This is a genomic window from Streptomyces pristinaespiralis (assembly GCF_001278075.1).
In the GTDB taxonomy this organism is placed as follows: domain Bacteria; phylum Actinomycetota; class Actinomycetes; order Streptomycetales; family Streptomycetaceae; genus Streptomyces; species Streptomyces pristinaespiralis.
The window spans coordinates 566,256-579,978 of record NZ_CP011340.1; the positions used below are offsets into that span (position 1 = coordinate 566,256).

The 13,723-nt window shown below is 71.7% G+C and carries 15 protein-coding genes; 3 read left to right on the top strand and 12 right to left on the bottom strand.

Annotated elements, in window-relative coordinates; genetic code table 11:
* Nucleotides 1-277: 277 nt before the first annotated feature.
* Both SPRI_RS02155 and SPRI_RS02160 read right to left on the bottom strand, forming a co-directional pair.
* Nucleotides 278-736, bottom strand: a complete 459-nt coding sequence (locus SPRI_RS02155; protein ID WP_053556662.1) for a GlcG/HbpS family heme-binding protein — start codon at nucleotides 734-736, stop codon at nucleotides 278-280.
* 162 nt (nucleotides 737-898) lie between these two features.
* Nucleotides 899-2,167 (bottom strand): MFS transporter, encoded by a 1,269-nt coding sequence (locus SPRI_RS02160; RefSeq protein WP_005307688.1) that lies wholly within the window; start codon nucleotides 2,165-2,167, stop codon nucleotides 899-901.
* Nucleotides 2,168-2,407: 240 nt separating this feature from the next.
* Here SPRI_RS02160 and SPRI_RS02165 point away from each other — a divergent pair, with 240 nt between their 5' ends.
* Nucleotides 2,408-3,685 carry a glycoside hydrolase family 16 protein gene (locus SPRI_RS02165; protein ID WP_037772968.1) on the top strand — a complete coding sequence of 426 codons (1,278 nt, stop codon included), beginning with the start codon at nucleotides 2,408-2,410 and terminating at the stop codon, nucleotides 3,683-3,685.
* Between the two features lie 263 nt (nucleotides 3,686-3,948).
* Here SPRI_RS02165 and SPRI_RS02170 read toward each other — a convergent pair whose 3' ends face one another.
* From SPRI_RS02170 to SPRI_RS02180, 3 genes are all read right to left on the bottom strand, one after another.
* Entirely contained in the window at nucleotides 3,949-4,716 is a 768-nt protein-coding gene (locus SPRI_RS02170) for an NPP1 family protein (RefSeq protein WP_005307695.1), read from the bottom strand.
* 175 nt (nucleotides 4,717-4,891) lie between these two features.
* A complete protein-coding gene (locus SPRI_RS02175; protein WP_050791669.1) occupies nucleotides 4,892-5,293 on the bottom strand; it encodes a GNAT family N-acetyltransferase in 402 nt (133 codons plus the stop codon).
* A gap of 160 nt (nucleotides 5,294-5,453) precedes the next feature.
* Nucleotides 5,454-5,819: a hypothetical protein gene (locus SPRI_RS02180; RefSeq protein WP_005307699.1), complete on the bottom strand. Its 366-nt coding sequence runs from the start codon at nucleotides 5,817-5,819 to the stop codon at nucleotides 5,454-5,456.
* A gap of 342 nt (nucleotides 5,820-6,161) precedes the next feature.
* On the opposite strand from SPRI_RS02180, the gene SPRI_RS02185 reads away from it, so the two are divergent.
* Complete coding sequence (locus SPRI_RS02185; protein WP_053557676.1) at nucleotides 6,162-6,671, top strand: SRPBCC family protein; 510 nt, start codon at nucleotides 6,162-6,164, stop codon at nucleotides 6,669-6,671.
* Nucleotides 6,672-6,786: 115 nt separating this feature from the next.
* Here SPRI_RS02185 and SPRI_RS02190 read toward each other — a convergent pair whose 3' ends face one another.
* From SPRI_RS02190 to SPRI_RS02215, 6 genes are all read right to left on the bottom strand, one after another.
* A complete protein-coding gene (locus SPRI_RS02190; RefSeq protein WP_005307708.1) occupies nucleotides 6,787-7,701 on the bottom strand; it encodes a LysR family transcriptional regulator in 915 nt (304 codons plus the stop codon).
* Entirely contained in the window at nucleotides 7,698-8,891 is a 1,194-nt protein-coding gene (locus tag SPRI_RS02195) for a glycine C-acetyltransferase (protein WP_005307712.1), read from the bottom strand. The genes SPRI_RS02190 and SPRI_RS02195 overlap by 4 nt, the downstream gene beginning before the upstream one ends.
* A gap of 45 nt (nucleotides 8,892-8,936) precedes the next feature.
* Nucleotides 8,937-9,965, bottom strand: a complete 1,029-nt coding sequence (gene tdh / locus SPRI_RS02200; RefSeq protein WP_005307715.1) for an L-threonine 3-dehydrogenase — start codon at nucleotides 9,963-9,965, stop codon at nucleotides 8,937-8,939.
* A gap of 147 nt (nucleotides 9,966-10,112) precedes the next feature.
* Nucleotides 10,113-11,195 carry a DUF6397 family protein gene (locus tag SPRI_RS02205; RefSeq protein ID WP_053556663.1) on the bottom strand — a complete coding sequence of 361 codons (1,083 nt, stop codon included), beginning with the start codon at nucleotides 11,193-11,195 and terminating at the stop codon, nucleotides 10,113-10,115.
* Nucleotides 11,196-11,304: 109 nt separating this feature from the next.
* The gene (locus SPRI_RS02210; protein WP_005307718.1) at nucleotides 11,305-11,709 is read right to left on the bottom strand and encodes a roadblock/LC7 domain-containing protein; all 405 of its coding nucleotides are present in this window, start codon (nucleotides 11,707-11,709) and stop codon (nucleotides 11,305-11,307) included.
* A gap of 102 nt (nucleotides 11,710-11,811) precedes the next feature.
* Nucleotides 11,812-12,426, bottom strand: a complete 615-nt coding sequence (locus SPRI_RS02215) for a GTP-binding protein (protein WP_005307721.1) — start codon at nucleotides 12,424-12,426, stop codon at nucleotides 11,812-11,814.
* Between the two features lie 77 nt (nucleotides 12,427-12,503).
* Between SPRI_RS02215 and SPRI_RS02220 the strand changes: the two genes are divergently transcribed.
* Nucleotides 12,504-13,076, top strand: a complete 573-nt coding sequence (locus SPRI_RS02220) for a GNAT family N-acetyltransferase (protein ID WP_005307723.1) — start codon at nucleotides 12,504-12,506, stop codon at nucleotides 13,074-13,076.
* A gap of 46 nt (nucleotides 13,077-13,122) precedes the next feature.
* Here SPRI_RS02220 and SPRI_RS02225 read toward each other — a convergent pair whose 3' ends face one another.
* The gene (locus SPRI_RS02225; RefSeq protein ID WP_005307726.1) at nucleotides 13,123-13,569 is read right to left on the bottom strand and encodes a DUF742 domain-containing protein; all 447 of its coding nucleotides are present in this window, start codon (nucleotides 13,567-13,569) and stop codon (nucleotides 13,123-13,125) included.
* Nucleotides 13,570-13,723 lie beyond the last annotated feature (154 nt).

Below are 13,723 nucleotides of genomic sequence, written 5' to 3' on the forward strand. Positions count from 1 at the left end.
CGAGCGCCGGCGCGTGCCAGGGGCCGGCAGGTCATGTGCCGGCGACCGGGGCCGGCGACCGGGCGGGGCCTGCCTCCGGGCGGGGACTGCGGGCCATGTGCTGGCGTACGGGCCCGGGCCGGCCGGCCATGCGCCGGCGTGCGGGCCCGGGCCGACGAGACGGTGCGCGGGCGTCCGGCCGCGGCCACGCCGGAACATGCGCCGCCGCCGCTGGGGCAGTCGATGCCACAGCGGCGGCGGGCGGGCCGGCTCGGTCCCGGCCGGGGTCCACGGACCGTCAGGCGGCGGCGTTCTCGTCGGTGCGCGTGCCGCCGTCCAGCGCGGTGACCGCGGCGGTGGCGAAGCCGTGGTCCTGCTCCGGAGCGCCGCCACCGACGCCGACGGCTCCGACGAGGCGTCCGTCACGGAAGACCGGTATGCCGCCGGCGATGAAGAGCAGCGGCCGGTCGAGCGCGGTCGGCAGGCTGTGGAAGAGGCCGCCGGGCTGCACGGCGTCGACGAGGTCGGCGGTGGGGGCGCCCAGTTGGAGCGCGGTGTACGCCTTGCGGGTGCTGGTCTCGCCGGCGATCAGTACCGCCCGGTCGTCACGGCGGAAGGCCAGCAGGTGGCCGCCCGCGTCGAGGACGCTGACGGCGACGGTGACACCGGCCGCCTCAGCGGCGGCGCGGGCGGTCTCCAGCAGGGTCTCCGCGTCCTGGACGGTCAGCGGGGCGATGGCGGTGGCGGTGGTGCTCATGGGGATCGTTCTCCTGATTGCTGTCGTGCGGTGGTGCTGGATGACCGGTTGCGGTTCCGCGGTGCGGTCGTTCTGCGGGCTTAGCTGCGGTGCCGCGGTGCGCGGGTTCCGCCCGGGACCAGTTGTTGTCCGGCGCCGCGGTTCTCCGGTGGTGGTCGTGGGTCAGCGGTGCGCCGCGGTGACCGGTGCCGGCTCGGGGGCGGTCACGGTCCCGGTCGTGGTCCCGCCGGCCGTTGTGGCCGGCTCCGCGGCCGTGGACCCCGCGAGGACCCGGCTGCCTCCGCGGGACTCCCGGCGCTCGAGGAAGGCGGAGAGGACCGCGAGAACGAGCGCGGCCGCCGCGAGGACGGCGCCGACCCAGTTGGGGGCGGTGAGCCCCATGCCGGCGGCGATCACCATGCCGCCGAGCCAGGCGGCCAGGGCATTGCCGAGGTTGAAGGCGCCGATGTTGACGGCAGAGGCCAGGGTCGGGGCGCCGTGCGCCTGGTCCAGTACGCGCTTCTGCAGCGGGGGCACGGTCGCGAAACCGAGGGCGCCGACCAGCAGGATGGAGATCGCGGCCAGGACCTTGTGGTGCGCGGTGACGGTGAACAGGGCCAGCACCACCGCGAGTGCGGTCAGAGTCGTGTAGAGCAGGGGCATGAGGTGCCTGTCGGCGTACTTGCCGCCGAGCAGATTGCCACCGACCATGCCGACGCCGAACAGGACCAGCAGCCAGGTGACGGAGGTGTCGGCGAAGCCGGCGACCTCGGTCATCATCGGCGTGATGTAGGTGATCGCGGCGAACACGCCGCCGAAGCCGAGCACGGTCATCGCCATGGCCAGCAGCACCTGGGCGTTCTTGAAGGCGGCCACCTCGTCGCGCAGCCGCACGCCCTGCGGCTTCGGCATGTCGGGGACGAGCCGGGCGATGCCGGCCAGGCCGATCACACCGAGCAGGGCGACGATCATGAAGGTGGTGCGCCAGCCGATGGACTGGCCGATCAGGGTGCCGCCGGGGACACCGACCACGTTGGCGACGGTCAGGCCGGTGAACATCATCGCGATCGCGCCGGCCTTCTTGTCCGGGGCGACCAGCCCCGCTGCCACGACGGAACCGATGCCGAAGAACGCGCCGTGGGCCAAGGAGGCCACGATCCGGCCGGTGAGCATCATCCCGAAGGTGGGCGCCAGGGCCGACAGGACGTTGCCCACGACGAACAGGCCCATCAGCAGCATCAGCATCCGCTTGCGGGACACCTTGGAGCCGAGTGCGGTCATCAGGGGGGCGCCGACGACCACGCCGAGGGCGTAGCCGGTCACCAGCAGACCCGAGGTGGGGATCGAGACCCCGAAGTCGGCCGCGACCTCGGGGAGCAGCCCCATGATCACGAACTCGGTGGTGCCGATGCCGAAGGCACCGACAGCCAGGGCCAGCAGCGCAAGAGGCATGGGAGGACCTTTCAGAGGTTTGCGAGTGCGCCTTACGAGCGTCGACAATAGTTGCAGACGCATTTGATTGCAAGCGCTCCCTTTTGCAGAGTGGCGACACTCGCGCCACGACCCTCGCCAGGTCCGTACCAAACCCTTGACACCCGCTTAGCTCACTTCTTAAATCACGTAATGAACTAAGCTCCTGTCATATCCATGACAGGAGCCCCTTCCTCCCCTCACGCAACGGAAGGGAGAGTCATGGACTCTCCGCGCTCCCCACGGCGCCTGCTCGCGACCGTCGTCTCCGTACTGGTCCTCGCCACCGTCGGCACCGGCCTGGCGACCGGTGCGCCCGCCCCGTCACCCCAGTCGGCCTCCGCCCTCCGGCCGGCTGCCGAGGCCGCCGCCGTCACCTTCTCCGACGATTTCGACGGGCCCGCGGGATCCGCCGTCGACAGCGGCAAGTGGCAGATCGAGACCGGCGACAACGTCAACAATCACGAGCGGCAGTACTACACGGCCGGCAACCGCAACGCCGCGCTCGACGGGCAGGGCCACCTGGTCATCACCGCCCGTCGTGAGAACCCCGGCAACTACCAGTGCTGGTACGGGCGTTGCGAGTACACCTCGGCCCGGCTGAACACCGCGGGCAAGTTCACCACCACCTACGGGCGGGTCGAGGCCCGGCTGAAGGTGCCCCGCGGGCAGGGCATGTGGCCCGCGTTCTGGATGCTCGGGAACGACATCGGACAGGTCGGCTGGCCCGCCTCGGGCGAGATCGACATCATGGAGAACGTCGGCTTCGAGCCGTCCACCGTCCACGGCACCCTGCACGGGCCTGGCTACTCGGGCTCCGGCGGCATCGGCGCCGGATACACGCTCCCCGGCGGCCAAGCCTTCGCGGACGCCTTCCACACCTTCGCCGTCGACTGGTCACCGAACAAGGTGACGTGGTCGGTGGACGGCAACGTCTACCAGACCCGTACGCCCGCAGATCTGGGCGGCCGCCAATGGGTGTTCGACAAGCCGTTCTTCATCATCCTGAATCTCGCGGTCGGCGGCTACTGGCCCGGCGACCCCGACGGCAGCACCGTCTTCCCGCAGCAGCTCGTCGTCGACCACGTGCGGGTCACCACGGGCGACAGCCCGGCGACCGGCGGGCCGATCACCGGCATCGGCGGCAAGTGCGTGGACGTGGCGGGAGCTAACACCGCCAACGGCACCCCCGTACAGCTCTACGACTGCAACGGCACTGCGGCCCAGCGCTGGAGCGTGGGCACGGACGGCACCATCAGGGCACTCGGCAAGTGCCTCGACGCCGCCTCCGGCGGTACCGCGGACGGCACCCTCGTACAGCTCTGGGACTGCAACGGTTCAGGAGCCCAGCGCTGGGACGCCAACGCGGCAGGCGACATCGTCAACCCGCAGGCGAACAAGTGCCTCGACGCCACCGGCAACAGCTCCGCCAACGGAACCCGGCTGCAGCTCTGGACCTGTAGCGGGGCCGCCAACCAGAAGTGGACGGTCACCAGATGAACCGCTGAGGCGCTGAACCGGCCCCTCGTGGCCCGGGGATCCCGAGAAGGGATGCCCGGGCGGCTGCCCTCCGTACGGGCGGCGGGGTACGGCGCCACCTCACCGTCCGCCCAGCCGGTGGTGGTCCGCGGCCCGGGCATCCGTCGCAGGATGCCCGGGCCGCGGGCCTGTGGACCGTCGCCGTCGGGGCGGGGGCGCCGAGGCAGGCGGGCCGGACGTCCGGCCCGTGAGCCGGTGTCCGCTCGCCGCCGCCGGCGGCATCCTCAGGCGTGGGGATCGAACGGGATGCCGGCCGGCTTGGCCTTCTCCAGGTGGTAGTTGAAGTTCCCGTCCTTCAGACCGAATACGGCACTGCCGAACTGAGCCTGGCTCAGCTTGTCGCGCAGGCCCGCCGGATAACCGTTCCAGCCGACGAGGCGGGGGAACTGCCATCCGTGATAGTGGTTCTCCGGCGGCTCGTCGCCCGAATTCGCGGGCCGGAAGCAGTGCGTGCTCAAACCGTCCTTGTGATAGACGATCTTGGGGTGGGTGCCGTCCCAGCGGATGCGGTCCCTGCCGTGGATGTCGAAATTGCCGTGGGCGGAGGTGGACACGTACCGCGCCTCGTTGTTCTGCACCCACACGACGACGTGCTCCCAGTCGTGGCGGTGCCCGCCGAGTCCGCTGCCGGCGACGGCCTGGTCCTTCTCGAAGTAGAGGCCGTACATGATCGCGCACCAGCCGTTGTTGCACTTGTAGCGCGCGTATCCGTTGGTGTTGTCGAGGTCCCATGCGTCACGGCACTGGCCGTTGACCGCCCCGGTCGTGTTGAGTCCGGTGGCTATGGTCCCGTCCGGTCCGATGGCGGGTGTGGGGTAACACCCGTCCGTGTCGTAGTCGTAGGCCGGCTGGAAGGTCTGCTCCAGTCCGTCCGCGTTGGCGGGCAAGGCGGTGGGCGGGGCGGCGACAGCGCTGCCGGAAGACGCCATGACGAGCACGGCGGCGCTGCCGAGAACGAGCGAGACCCTGCGGATACGTGATGTGCTGCGCAATGCGTCCTCCTGGTCGGCCGGCGGTGTGGGGCACGCGGCTCAGATGACATGCCCATATCAATCCATGCCAACCTCGTTGCCGCCACCGCGCTTCACCTCTCCCGTCCGCAGGCGGGGGCGGCCGGGCACGGCGCGCACGGCGCGAGCCGTTGCGCGCCGCCCCGAGGGCCGGCTCTCAGACCAGCCGGAGGTCGATGTAGGGCACGCTGTCGCCCGGCAGCAGATACCGGTCGGTCTCGGCGAACCCCTGGGAGTGCGCGAACCGGAGCCCGTCCTCGTTGGACGCGAGCACGACCGTCTCGATCACGTCCGCGCCGAGGGCGCGCGCCTCGGCCAACTCCCGCTCGTAGAGCCGTGTGCCGATGCCCTGGCGACGGTGATCGGGGAGCACCCTGGAGATCACCGTGGCCGTCGACGTGCCGTCCGCCGGCGGGCGGACGGTCGAGCAGCCCACGAGGACGTCGCCGAGGTACGCCACGGTCAGGCGATGGCGCCCGGAGCGCTCACGGACCTCGTCGAGCGACAGGACGTGCGAAGGGATGATCGTGTTGTGGACGTGCTGCCAGTCACGGAGCATGGCATCGCCGTCCACCTGCTGGATGCGGAGTGAGGACACGGCCACAGGAGACCGTGTCCGCCGCGAGGTCGTCAACTGCAAAAAGACTGCCGCGAGATGAAGGGCGGACGCGCGCGCTCCGTCGCCCGTCCGCTCCCGCCGGTCCCGCCGGTCCCGCCGGTCACGCGGACGCGTCGTGGGCGGTGGCGGCAGCCGCGGCGGCGATGGCGCTGTCGGCCGCGGCGAACACACCCAGCGGGAAGCGGGACGGATCGGCGCTCGCCCTCAGCATGCGTCGTGCGGCGGCGCTCGGTGTGGCGACGGCCAGAGGGACCCGCAGACCGCTGCACGCGCGATGGACCCGGAGCACGGCGCTGAGCGTGGCGGCGCCCACCACCGGCGCCGCGAGCACGATGACCACGGGCAGCGGCAGATGGCAGCGGACGAGGCGTGCGATGTTCTCCGCAGTGACCGCCCGGGCGGTGATGTCGATGTCGACGCGGATCGTGACGACCAGGATTCCCCGGTCAACCGCATGAATAAGCATCGCGATTCTCCGATCACGCGCCTTATGAGAGGTTTGGCCGTATTGAAGCTGCCCGCGGGGCAGGTCCGCAAAGCGCCACGACGTGGTCTCGCCGAGACTTCTGGCTCGCTCCCCCGGCGCTCTGCCCGCCCCACCGGCCACCGCCGCACGGCCAAGGCTCCAGAACCCGGCCGGACGGGGTCCTCGTCGCGTCCGACCGCGCGGCTGCGGCATGCCGTACGCGTTTGCACCACATTGCCCAACCACCCGACAGCACAACCCACTTGAACCGGTCGCCCCTGGGCACGAGGACCGGAGGCGGCGCGATAGCGTCGGACGCCCACGATGATCGGAGTCGTACGCATGGTCCGCATACTCAGCGTCTCGGACAGCGTCGTGATCGGCGCCGCCCCCTCGGTGATCTACGCGCATGTGAGCAATCCCGCGCTGATGGGGCGCTGGAGCCCCGAGAACCGCGGCGCGACCGTGCGCAGCGGTGGTGAACAGGCCTACGTCGGCATGGTCTTCGACGGCCGCAACACGCGCGGGCCGGTCAGCTGGACCACCCGCTGCACCGTCACGGCCGCCGACCCCGGCGAGCGCTTCGCGTTCCGGGTACGCGCCATCGGCCGGCGGCGGCCCGTACTGCCCGGCCGCATCGCGACCTGGGAGTACCGCTTCGAGCGCGCCGCCGGCGGCGGGACCCGGGTGACGGAGACCTGGATCGACGACCGCCGCGCCTGGCCCGACGTCGTCGCCAACACGTTCGACAAGCTCGCGACGCGGGGCCACACCTTCGCCAAGTTCCAGCGCCGCAACATCCGCACGACGCTGGAGAACCTGAAGAAGGCGATGGAGGCCGAGGTCTCCTAGCCCCGCCCCGGCCGGCCCGAGCCGGCCCCTGGCCCCTGGCCCCTACGAGCGCTGCCACGGTGGGACGCCCCCGTGATCGCGCCCCGTGCGCCCCGTCCGGCGCCGGGCGCGTCGGTCAGTCCGTGGTAAGGCCCTGCGCGGTGTGCGCCAGGGCGTCCAGCACCGGCCGGATGAGTGGATGCGCCTCCGCGCCGCGGCGGACCGCGGCGAAGACCCGGCGGGTGGCCGCAGGGCCCGCGACCGGCCGCACGACCGTGTCGCGCAGCTCCATACCGCGCAGAGCGGAACGCGGCACCAGGGCGACCCCGGCGCCCGCTCCGGCGAGAGCGACGACGGCACGGAAGTCGTCTGAGGAATGCAGGAGACGCGGCTCGAACCCGGCCAGCTCGCACGCCAGCAGCACCATGTCGTGGCACGGATTGCCCGGATAGGGGCCGATCCAGTCGCTGTCGGCGAACTCCGCGAGCTCCACGCGCTCCTTCGCGGCGAGCGGATGGTCGGCACGCAGCACGGCGTCGAACGGTTCCGCGTACAGCGGCACCCGGGCGAGCCGGCGGTCACCCGCGCCGGGAGCGCCCCGGTACTCCACCGCTACCGCGAGGTCCGCCTCCCCGTCGAGCACCAAGGGCAGGCTCTCGTCGCCCTCCGCGTCCCGCACGCGCATGCGAATGCCGGGGCGGGCCTTCGAGAGCCGGTCTATGGCCGGGGCCACGACCTCCGCGATGCCGGTGGCGAACGCGGCGACGCTCACCTCGCCGGCCACGCCGCCCGCGTAGTCGGCGAGCTCCGCCTCCGCCCGTTCGAGCTGTGCCAGGACGGCGTGGGTGTGGGTGAGCAGGATGTCGCCCGCCGCCGTCAGCCGCACGCCCTTGCCGCTGCGGATCAGCAGGGCGTGGCCGGTCTCCTGCTCCAGCGCGTTGAGCTGCTGGGAGACGGCCGAGGGGGTCAGGTAGAGCGCGGAAGCCGCGGCGGTCACCGTACGGTGGTCCGCCACGGCCCGCAGGATGCGCAGCCGCCGGGGGTCGATCACCCGCCCATTGTCGCGCGTGCGTCGACGAAGGCCGCCACCGCCCGCGTCACGTCCTCGGTGGAGTGCGCCGCCGACAGCTGGACCCGGATCCGGGCCTGTCCCATGGGGACGACCGGGTAGGAGAAGCCGATGACGTAGACGCCGCGCTCGAGCAGCAGCTCCGCCATGCGTCCGGCTTCGGCGGCGTCGCCGATCATGACGGGCGCGATGGCGTGGTCGCCGGGCAGGATCTCGAAACCGGCCGCCGCCATCTCGGTGCGGAAGAGCTTGGTGTTGGCGGCGAGCTTCTCCCGCAGGTCACCGGCGGACTCCAGCAGGTCGAGGACCTTGAGGGAGGCGGCGGCGATCACCGGGGCGAGGGAGTTGGAGAAGAGGTACGGGCGCGAGCGCTGGCGCAGCAGCTCGACGATCTCGGCGCGGGCGGCGACGTAGCCGCCGGACGCGCCGCCGAGGGCCTTGCCGAGGGTGCCTGTGATGATGTCGACGCGGTCCATCACCCCGTGCAGTTCGGGCGTGCCGCGGCCGCCGGGGCCGACGAAGCCGACCGCGTGGGAGTCGTCGACCATGACCATGGCGTCGTAGCGGTCGGCGAGGTCGCAGATCTCGGCGAGCGGGGCGACGTAACCGTCCATGGAGAAGACGCCGTCCGTGACGATCAGGCGGCGGCGGGCGTCCTGCGTCTCCTTGAGCTGCTGCTCGAGGTCGGCGAGGTCACGGTTGGCGTAGCGGTGGCGGCGAGCCTTGGAGAGCCGGATGCCGTCGATGATGGAGGCGTGGTTGAGGGCGTCGGAGATGACGGCGTCCTCCGGGCCGAGAAGCGTCTCGAACACGCCGCCGTTGGCGTCGAAGCAGGAGGAGTAGAGGATCGTGTCCTCCTGGCCGAGGAACGTGGCGAGACGCTGCTCGAGCTCCTTGTGGATCTCCTGGGTGCCGCAGATGAAGCGGACGGACGCCATCCCGTAGCCCCAGCGGTCGAGCGCGTCCTTGGCGGCGGCTACGACCTCCGGGTGGTCGGCGAGACCGAGGTAGTTGTTGGCGCAGAAGTTGAGGACGTCGCCCGGTGCGCCGCCCGCGGTGACGGCGACAGAGGCGCTCTGCGGGGTGCCGATGACACGCTCGGGCTTGTAGAGACCGGCATCGCGGATCTCGTCGATCGTGGCACGCAGGTCGTCGCGGACGGACGCGTACATGGGAGGTTCTCCTAGGTCTGGGGCTCGGACGCGGGGATGCGGGACTCAGACGGTCCAGTCGAGGATGATCTTGCCGCTGCGGGCGGTGGCGGCCTCGTCGAAGGCCGCGTCGAAGTCCTGGTAGCCGTAGCTGCCTGTGATCACGGGGCTGAGGTCGAGACCGCCCTCGAGCAGGACGGTCATCGCGTACCAGGTCTCGAACATCTCCCGTCCGTAGATGCCCTTGATGGTGATCATCGACGTGACGATCTTCGACCAGTCGACGGCGAACTCCTGGGCGGGCAGGCCGAGCATCGCGATACGGCCGCCGTGCGTCATGTTGTCGACCATGTCGCGCACGGCTTCCGGGCGGCCGGACATCTCGAGGCCGATGTCGAAGCCTTCCTTGAGACCGAGCTGCCGCTGCGCCGCGGCGATGTCGGTCTCCGCGACGTTGACCGCCAGGGTCGCGCCGACCTTGCGGGCGAGCGCCAGCCTGGACTCGCTGACGTCGGTGATGACGACGTTGCGCGCGCCGGCGTGCCGGGCGACCGCCGCGGCCATTATCCCGATGGGGCCGGCACCGGTGATCAGCACGTCCTCGCCGACCAGGGGGAAGGAGAGCGCGGTGTGCACCGCGTTGCCGAAGGGGTCGAAGATGGCGGCGACATCGAGGTCCACCTTGGTGCGGTGCACCCACACGTTGGAGGCGGGCAGCGCCACGTACTCGGCGAACGCCCCGTCGCGGCCGACGCCGAGGCCGATGGTGCTGCGACACAGGTGGCGGCGGCCGGCCAGGCAGTTGCGGCACTTGCCGCACACCAGATGGCCCTCACCACTGACGATGTCGCCGACGGCGATGTCCTGGACGTCCGCGCCGATCGCGGCCACCTCGCCGACGAACTCGTGTCCGAGGACGCGCGGGGTGGTGACGGCCTGCTGGGCCCAGCCGTCCCAGGACCTGATGTGCAGGTCGGTGCCGCAGATGCCGGTGCGGAGGACCTTGATCAGCACGTCGCCCGGGCCGGTCTCCGGTTCCGGCACGTCCATGAGCCAGAGGCCGGGCTCGGCGTGCTGCTTGACAAGTGCCTTCATCGGTGCGGCTCCAGGCATGGTGACGGACAGGCGGTCGCGGTGACCGGATATCGAAAATACGGCCCCGGTCAGTGGACGGGCTCCAATTTGCCCAGCTCGGAGCGTCACGTCCATCGAGGTTTTCTTAAGCGGGCCAACAGCGCAGCTTCATGCCCGCCCTGCCCGGCTCCGCCACAGCCGCCCCAGCAGCCCCCGTGCCGTCCCCCGCGAGCCGTGCCCGGGCCGGGAGCTCGAGGGCCTGCTCCACGGACGCGTACTCCTCGGGGGCCGCACGGCGGGGGCGGGGCGTGAGGCCGCGGCAACGGCCACGGCGGGATGCGGAACCGCACGGCGCGCGGCCGTGTGGGGAGCGAGGTCGAGTGCCGCGTGCGGTGTGCGTGGCACGTGCGGTGCGTCTGCCGTACGGGGTGCGTGTGCCGCGTAGGGCGTGTGCGGACGCGGGGCCGCGTAGGGCGTGCGCGGCACTCGACGCGGGGCCGCGGAGTGTTCGCGCGCCTCCCGCAGGGCATCGGCGAGACTCGCCCGGTGCCACAGGATCTCGTCGGGGTGGTCGGCGGTCACCAGCCGCTCCACGATCTCCCTCCCCCGGAGCGACCTCGGTGGTGCGGGCACCATGTCCGGGCGGAGGACGCCGAGGCGTGAGCGCTCGTAGGGATCGGGAACCATCTCGGCGACGCTCACGGGATCGAGCACGGCCGCGATCGCCGCCGCGCGCCGCCATGGATCGGAACTCGCGCGCAGCAATTGGCCGAGCCGCCGCCCCCGCCAGTTACGCGGCCTCCGGTCCTCGCCGGCCGCCAGCAGCGCGCGGACCTCGGGCGGTGTCCTGCCGGTGAGCAGCACCGCGTGGTCCCGGGCGAAGTCCAGCACTTCCTCGGCGAGATAGAGCCACACCACGGCGTGGTAGCGGTTGACGTAGAACCGCACCGGTGCGAAGTGACCGGTCCGGGCCAGCCGCAGGAACCGGCCCTGGCTGATGGAGACCAGCGCCGCGCCGTCGACCGTGCCGACCGTCCGCAGCCGCTCCCGGAGAGCCGCGGGGAAGCCGCGCGCGGCACGGAGCCGGTCGATCTCCCGCCGCTCGACGCGCGGCGGCCCTCCGCCGTCGTCCCGCGCCGCACGCACCTGGCCCAGCTGGAGCGCCAGCTCCAACTCGCCCCGCTTCAGCGCCAGTTCCTGGGCGGCCCTGCCGAGTGCGAGGCTGGTCGCGGACGTCTGCCGTACTGTCATGCCGGTCTCCCCCGTGAGCTGTGGATACTCTCGGTGACGACCGTAGCCCGAAGCGAGGACATCCCGCCGCGGCCTGTGGACAACCTGCCCGGCCGCAGGCCGGAACGGGTCAGAAGGGGCTGCCCCCGGGCTGGCGCGCCTCGACGCCCAGGTGCTCGCCGACCCTGTTGACCATGAGGGTCATCTCGTACGCGACCTGGCCGACATCGGCCTCCGCGGCCGTGAGGACACACAGACAACTGCCTTCGCCGGCCGCGGTCACGAAGAGCAGCGCCTCGTCGAACTCGACCATCGTCTGGCGTGCCCGGCCGGCGCGGAAGTGGCGGCCTGACCCCCTCGCGAGGGAGTGCAGGCCCGAGGAGACTGCGGCGAGATGCTCCGCGTCCTCGCGTGCGAGACCGGTGCTTGCACCGGTCACCAGCCCGTCGTTGGACAGCACGAGTGCGTGTCTGACGTGTTCGACCCGTTTTGTCAGGTCGTCCAGCAGCCAGTCGAGTCCCTTGTCCAACGCCATGGTCGTCCGTCCTCCCCGCTCGTACGTTCCCCGTGTCCCCGCGTTCGCCCGTAAGCCTTTCGCACGGCGCGGCGCAGGGCAAGGTGCGCCGGGCGGCCGCTGTCACCTCGGCTCCTCGGCCGGGCCGAGGATCCGGGCCGTGTGGAAGCGTCCGGCGTACTCGACGAGACGTACGAGAACCTCCTTCCCAGAGTCGCGTTCCCGCGCGTCGCACAGCACGACGGGAGTCCCCTCGTCGAGGTCGAGAGCGCGGGAGACGTCCTCGGCCGCGAAGGTACGCGCGCCCGGGAAGCAGTTCACGGCGACCACGAACGGGATACGACGGTGCTCGAAGTAGTCCACGGCGGGGAAGCAGTCGCACAGCCGTCGCGTGTCGGCGAGGACCACCGCCCCGAGAGCGCCCTGCGAGAGCTCGTCCCACAGGAACCAGAAGCGGTCCTGGCCGGGTGTCCCGAACAGGTACAGGGACAGGCCGGACCGGATGGTGATACGGCCGAAGTCCATGGCGACGGTCGTCGTGGTCTTGCGGTCGACCCCCTCGGTGTCGTCCACGGTGCGGCCGACCTTGCTGAGCTGCTCCTCCGTGCGCAGCGGCCGGATCTCGCTCACCGCGCCGACGAGGGTGGTCTTGCCGACGCCGAAGCCGCCGGCGACCAGGATCTTCAGCGCGAGGGCGGTGCTGTCCTCACCGGTGCCGTCCAGGATCTGGGAAACCATCGGTCGCTTCTCTCCGGAGTGGGTGTGCGGGTGGAAAATGAATGGCCCCTGCCGACGGGGTGGACCAGGATCGGGCCATGCATGTGCTCCTGGAGACCGGCCGGCTGACCCTGCGCGCCTTCACCGGCGCCGATGCCGGCGCGGTGCGCGCCGTCGTCGACGACGCCGAGGTGATGCGGTACATCAACGGCGGCCGGCCGTCCGAGCCGGACGAGGTGGAACGAGACCTCATGCCGCGTTTCCTGCACCGCTACCGCTGCTCCGGCGGTCCCGGGTTCTGGGTGGCCGAGGAGCGCGGGTCCGGCCGGTTCCTGGGCTGGTTCGTCTTCCGCCCCGAGTCCGAGGACAGCTGCCGCGAGGTCGAGCTCGGCTACCGCCTGGGACGGGCGGCTTGGGGCCGGGGACTCGCGACCGAGGGGTCGCTGGCGCTGATCCACAAGGGGTTCTCCGAGCTCGGTGTGGAGCGGGTGACCGCCAACACGATGACGGTCAACACCCGTTCGCGTCGGGTGATGGAGAAGGCGGGCCTGCGTTTCGTCCGCACCTTCTTCGAGGAGTGGCCGGAGCAGATCGAGGGCTCCGAACTGGGGGACGTCGAGTACGCGCTGACGCGGGAGGAGTGGGCCGGGGCCCGGACGCCCTCGCGCTGAGGCACCGCTCGCGCCGCCCCGTGCCGCGCCCGCCCCGCCCCGGAGTTCACAGCGCTCTCAGTCCCTCGATCACCTCTCTGAGGATCCGCTCGTCCGGCAGTTGCGCCGGCGGCACCGGCCGGCGGACCTTCACGTACCCCGCCTCGAGCAGGTCGCCCAGCAGCACCCGCACGACACCCACCGGCAGGTCGGCGTCGGCGGCGAGCTCGGCCACGGACTGGGTCTCGCAGCGGCACAGGGTCAGCAGCACCCGGTGCTCCGGGCCGAGCAGGGCCTCGCCGTCCGGGCCCGGTCCGTCGGTGTCCACGACGACGAGCGCGATGAGGTCGAACCGCACGTTGCTCGGTCCGGGCCTGGTGCGCCCGCCGGTCATCGCGTACGGACGGACGAGGGGGCCGGCCTCCGCGTCGTACCACTGACTACCGGTGGGCCCGGCGCCACCGGGCCCGAAACCGGTGAGCCCGGTGCCGGCCCCGTCGAGATCCGGCCCCATGCCCGCCGAACCGAAACCGGTCGGCCCGGCGCCCGCAGTACCGAAACCGGGCTCGCCGAAATCTGCCGGCCGCCCGGTGCCGTTCGGTCCGACGCCGTTCGGTCCGACGCCGTTGGGCCCGAAGCCGTTCGGCCCGGTGCCGGTCGGCCCTATG

Coding starts and splice junctions, on each gene's coding strand:
- SPRI_RS02155 (WP_053556662.1), bottom strand. CDS start 736: ATGAGCACCACCGCCACCGCCATCGCCCCGCTGACCGTCCAGGACGCG.
- SPRI_RS02160 (WP_005307688.1), bottom strand. CDS start 2,167: ATGCCTCTTGCGCTGCTGGCCCTGGCTGTCGGTGCCTTCGGCATCGGC.
- SPRI_RS02165 (WP_037772968.1), top strand. CDS start 2,408: ATGGACTCTCCGCGCTCCCCACGGCGCCTGCTCGCGACCGTCGTCTCC.
- SPRI_RS02175 (WP_050791669.1), bottom strand. CDS start 5,293: ATGCTCCGTGACTGGCAGCACGTCCACAACACGATCATCCCTTCGCAC.
- SPRI_RS02180 (WP_005307699.1), bottom strand. CDS start 5,819: ATGCTTATTCATGCGGTTGACCGGGGAATCCTGGTCGTCACGATCCGC.
- SPRI_RS02185 (WP_053557676.1), top strand. CDS start 6,162: ATGGTCCGCATACTCAGCGTCTCGGACAGCGTCGTGATCGGCGCCGCC.
- SPRI_RS02195 (WP_005307712.1), bottom strand. CDS start 8,891: ATGTACGCGTCCGTCCGCGACGACCTGCGTGCCACGATCGACGAGATC.
- tdh (WP_005307715.1), bottom strand. CDS start 9,965: ATGAAGGCACTTGTCAAGCAGCACGCCGAGCCCGGCCTCTGGCTCATG.
- SPRI_RS02205 (WP_053556663.1), bottom strand. CDS start 11,195: ATGACAGTACGGCAGACGTCCGCGACCAGCCTCGCACTCGGCAGGGCC.
- SPRI_RS02210 (WP_005307718.1), bottom strand. CDS start 11,709: ATGGCGTTGGACAAGGGACTCGACTGGCTGCTGGACGACCTGACAAAA.
- SPRI_RS02215 (WP_005307721.1), bottom strand. CDS start 12,426: ATGGTTTCCCAGATCCTGGACGGCACCGGTGAGGACAGCACCGCCCTC.
- SPRI_RS02220 (WP_005307723.1), top strand. CDS start 12,504: ATGCATGTGCTCCTGGAGACCGGCCGGCTGACCCTGCGCGCCTTCACC.
- SPRI_RS02225 (WP_005307726.1), bottom strand. CDS start 13,569: ATGGGGCCGGATCTCGACGGGGCCGGCACCGGGCTCACCGGTTTCGGG.